This window comes from Pseudogracilibacillus amylolyticus (SeqCode) (genome assembly GCF_051918545.1).
Classification (GTDB): Bacteria; Bacillota; Bacilli; order Bacillales; family Amphibacillaceae; genus Pseudogracilibacillus.
On sequence record NZ_JBPPZG010000279.1, the window covers coordinates 1 to 4,359 of the forward strand.

5 protein-coding genes and 1 rRNA gene are annotated in these 4,359 nt (G+C 34.6%); 5 read left to right on the forward strand and 1 reads right to left on the reverse strand.

Going from position 1 to position 4,359, the window contains the following annotated elements; translation table 11 throughout:
• Window positions 1-44: 44 nt before the first annotated feature.
• Window positions 45-160, forward strand: a 5S ribosomal RNA gene (gene rrf, locus ACPYKA_RS19390).
• A gap of 77 nt (window positions 161-237) precedes the next feature.
• Here rrf and ACPYKA_RS19395 read toward each other — a convergent pair.
• Window positions 238-468: a hypothetical protein gene (locus ACPYKA_RS19395; protein WP_479543843.1), complete on the reverse strand. Its 231-nt coding sequence runs from the start codon at window positions 466-468 to the stop codon at window positions 238-240.
• Between the two features lie 401 nt (window positions 469-869).
• Here ACPYKA_RS19395 and ACPYKA_RS19400 point away from each other — a divergent pair, with 401 nt between their 5' ends.
• The 4 genes from ACPYKA_RS19400 to ACPYKA_RS19415 form a co-directional block, all read left to right on the forward strand.
• On the forward strand, window positions 870-2,501 hold the full coding sequence (locus ACPYKA_RS19400) for a putative polysaccharide biosynthesis protein (protein WP_479543844.1): 1,632 nt from the start codon (window positions 870-872) through the stop codon (window positions 2,499-2,501).
• The gene (locus tag ACPYKA_RS19405; protein WP_479543845.1) at window positions 2,488-3,204 is read left to right on the forward strand and encodes a pseudouridine synthase; all 717 of its coding nucleotides are present in this window, start codon (window positions 2,488-2,490) and stop codon (window positions 3,202-3,204) included. The genes ACPYKA_RS19400 and ACPYKA_RS19405 overlap by 14 nt, the downstream gene beginning before the upstream one ends.
• Before the next feature lie 12 nt (window positions 3,205-3,216).
• Window positions 3,217-4,158, forward strand: a complete 942-nt coding sequence (locus tag ACPYKA_RS19410; protein WP_479543846.1) for an NERD domain-containing protein — start codon at window positions 3,217-3,219, stop codon at window positions 4,156-4,158.
• Window positions 4,159-4,359 (forward strand): acylglycerol kinase family protein (locus tag ACPYKA_RS19415; protein ID WP_479543847.1); only part of this gene is annotated, 201 nt, incomplete at its 3' end.

A 4,359-nucleotide genomic window follows, 5' to 3' on the forward strand; every position in this document is an offset into this window, starting at 1 on the left:
GTTCACGTCCTGTGAACAACGAAGAACGACCAACATCCTGTTGGTCTGGTAGTTATAGCGGAGAGGTCACACCTGTTCCCATCTCGAACACAGCAGTTAAGCTCTCCAGCGCCGATGGTAGTCGAGGCTTTGCCTCCGCAAGAGTAGGACGCCGCCAGGCAAGGGAAAACAGCCTATTTACTAACACATAAGTAAATAGGCTGTTTTTGTGTTTTTTATTATTTCAGAATGGAAAATTTAACTCATACCATGAGGACCAAATTTACCAGTATTACTTTCGCTGCCAGTGCCAATACCACTGCTACTACTGTTCATATTACTGTTCGTATTTGTCGTACCATTCAACATTGGTGCAACACTTTCCATCGCTTTTGCCATTGGCTGATCGCTTTTCGACATTGTATAAAAGGCTGCAGCACCAACACCAACGGAAGCGAGTAAAGTTAGCCACATATCAGACTTTTTCAATTAAAATCATTCCCTTCATTGTTATTGGAAGTAAGAGAAGTAAGGCATTTGCCAAATCTCTATTATAGAGGATGTTCAAAAAGTCCGGTAAAAATGACACTGCGAATTTCTTCGTTGGCTTGCTTCTCCGCTGCTCATGTATCTAAATGCATACATTCCGCTGCTCGAAACTACGCCGCCTCGAAATTCTTGGTCCTTTTTATCCTCCTTTTTAAACACGCACTTATAGTTTAGCACCTTCATGTTATTTAATACTCGGAATGATTTACCTAGAGAGTAAAGTTTACAACATTTTTTACTTTTTTGTCCTAAAAATAAATCAATTGTCGATAATTGTTTCAACATGAGTAAAGTATGGTAAAATAGCTTTGGAAGTACAACAATTATACGAAGGTGGATCCATGTCGAATAAAATTTTAAGAGGTACCGTTTTATTAACGGGAGCCGCATTTTTATCAAAGTTTTTAGGAATGATTTATGTTATCCCATTTAATGAATTAGTTGGAGCTAAAGGGGGAGCTTTGTATTACTATGCTTATAACCCGTATACTATTTTAATTAGTATTTCAACAGTAGGTGTTCCTTTAGCCGTGTCGAAAATTGTATCGAAATATAATTCTTTAGGGTATTATGATACAGGACTACGAATTTTTAGAACTAGCTTGCTTTTAATGATTATTACAGGTTTTTTAGCATTTATCTTTTTATACTTTAGTTCTGGTTGGTTGGCCACCAAGTTTCTTTACAGTGATACACATGGAAACCAAGTTGAAGATGTAGAACAAGTGATGAAAATGGTAAGCTTTGCATTATTAATTATTCCAGCAATGAGTGTTGCACGTGGTTTTTTCCAGGGAAATCAAACGATGGAACCTACTGCATTATCTCAAGTGGTTGAACAAATTGTCCGAATTGCTTTTGTACTAATATCTGCTTTTATTATTATTAAAATTTATAATGGAAGTGTCGGTTTAGCAGTCAGTTTTGCAACTTTTGCAGCTTTTATTGGGGCGTTGGCATCATGTATTATTTTATGGTTCTATTGGAGAAAAAAGCGTCAACATTTAAGAAACGCAATAGAACCGTCAACAAAAACATTGAACATTTCAACGAAGGAGTTAATTTTTGAATTATTTTCTTATGCGGGTCCATTTATATTAGTTGGGATTGCTATTCCGCTTTATCAAACAGTTGATTCATTTACTTTCAACAGAGCAATGATAGTTAGCGGATATGAGAAAATTGCGGAGCTTTCCCTTGCGACAATAAATTTATACGGACATAAATTGATCAGCATACCAGTTACAATAGCAACAGGACTCTCTTTAACAATTGTTCCGGCACTTACAGAATCTTTTACAAAACAGAATAGACAAAAATTAATGAAAGAAATAAATCAAGCATTGCAAATCGTCTTATTACTCGTTATTCCAGCTGTTGTCGGTTTATCGGCACTTGCTTATGAAGCATATGGTTCTCTGTATGGTATGGAAAATTTGAGCTTAACCGGGTCTTTACTTGCTTGGTATTCTCCAGTTGCTTTATTATTTGCTTTATTTACCGTCACAGCAGCAATTTTACAAGGGATCAATGAACAACGCTTTGCTTTAATAAGTCTTACTGCAGGGTTTTTAACTAAAGTTTTATTAAACTCAGCTTTAATACATATTTTTGCTGGAAAAGGCTCTATATTTGCAACAGGTCTTGCTGTTGGTGTAGCAGTAGCTCTTAATTTTTGGAAAATAAACCGAGCAATTCTATTCTCTTATAAACAAACATTAAAGCGAACAATATTTATGGTAATTTTTAGTTTGGTTATGTGGGGAGTAATAGAAGTAACTAAAATTATCTTCGGCCTATTTTTGCCTTTTGATGAGAGTCGGCTTGCTGCATCTATTATGCTCTTGGTCGGCATAAGTGTTGGAGCGTCAGTATACTTATTCTTAGCTTATAAGTCAACATTAATTGATTTTGTTTTTGGAGATACAAATATGTTAAAACGTTTCAGGAGGAAAAAACGTGCGACTAGATAAATTACTTGCTCATACAGGTTTTGGAACTCGAAAAGAAGTGAAAGAATTAATTAAAAAGCGGCTCGTAACTGTCGATAATAAAGTTATAACGAAAAGTAATTTACATGTAGATCCTGATGAGCAAGTGATTGAAGTAAATAAGCAGAAAGTACATTATCAAAAATATGTGTATATTATGCTACATAAACCACCAAATTATTTGTCAGCAACCGTTGATCCCTACGATCAAACGGTTTTGGATTTAATTCCTCACGAATATCAACACTATAATCTGTCACCAGTAGGTAGATTAGATAAAGATACGGAAGGGTTATTATTGCTAACAAATGATGGACAATTGAATCATGCGTTAACCTCGCCAAACCGAGAAATTTATAAAACGTATTTTGCAAAAGTGAATGGCCGGGTTTCTGATAATCATATTGAGCAATTTAGAGAAGGAATTATATTGGATGATGGGTATAAAACAAAGAAAGCTTATTTAGACATCGTAAAAAGTGATGCAATTTCGGAGATTAAACTTGCAATATGTGAAGGGAAGTTTCATCAAGTAAAACGAATGTTTCGAGCAATTAATATGGAAGTTCTTTATTTAAAACGATTACGAATTGGAGAGTTACAATTAGATAAGGATCTTCCTATAGGGAAATGCCGCCAGCTAACAGAAGGCGAATTAGCTTATGTTTTATCTATGAAAAAATAAGAGGTGAATGAAATGGCACAGTTAATTAAATTACTTGACTATATCTCCCGTTATGAAACGAACCCATTTCATTATCCAAGCCAATATATCCGATTAAAACAAGAAAACTGGCAGCGTATAAATGATTTATGGGAAATGGAAAATGATAAAGAATTAAACTCTGACGATAACGAAACAATATCTGAAAATGTGGACAATAAAGGATTTTTTAACTGGATTCCATTTCGTAAACATAATGAACAGGAGAAAATGGGAACCGAAAAGTTTGAACGAAGTCTGCCAAAATCAAGGGACAATTTAACAACGTATTTCTTAAATGAACTTTATCCATTTCAGCTTAAGTGGGCGACTTCAACGGTATCTCAAGTTTCTTTTACCGATAGAAAGTTTAATTCCGATTTCACATTGAAACATTTTTTACAAAGTTTACCGGATATTTATTTAGTCATGTACTATCCAATATTTACTGTTAAAAAAGCAACCGTACAAGGTGAACTTATATTAATTAGCCCGATTGGGATCGAAATTATCGTGTTACTTCAGGAAAGTTCGGACGCCGTTATTTACACTGGAGATGATCGAACTTGGACGATTGAAAAGGGAAATAATACTTCGAAAATAATTAGTCCAACAATTGCGTTAAAACGGAATGAACAAATTGTCAAAAGCATTTTAAACAGATATAATCTTAATTTCTCGATTAAAAAAACAATTTTATCTAAAGAAGCAGCTATTCTCTATACGAATGAACCTTATAATACTTCGCTCATCGGAAAAGCCGAATACGATACATGGCTTGAAGAAAGAAGAAATTTGGCATCACCTTTAAAAAGTATCCAATTAAAAGTAATTGAAGCATTATTACGTCATTGCCAGACCGTATCTGTTAGAAGACCAGAATGGGAAAATGATGATGATCGTTTTAATTCAGTCGACGTTGAGGAAACTAAATAAATGTATGTCTTTATTATAAATCCAGTTGCGGGAAACGGGAGAGCGAAAAAGATTCATAGTCGACTAAAGAAACTAGCAGAATATAAAAAAATGGCACCCATTTGCTATTTTACAAAATACAAAGGACATGCGGAAAAAATTGCCAGACAAATTAATAGCGATCCTTCAGTAAAAACAATTGTCGTTATTGGCGGTGATGGA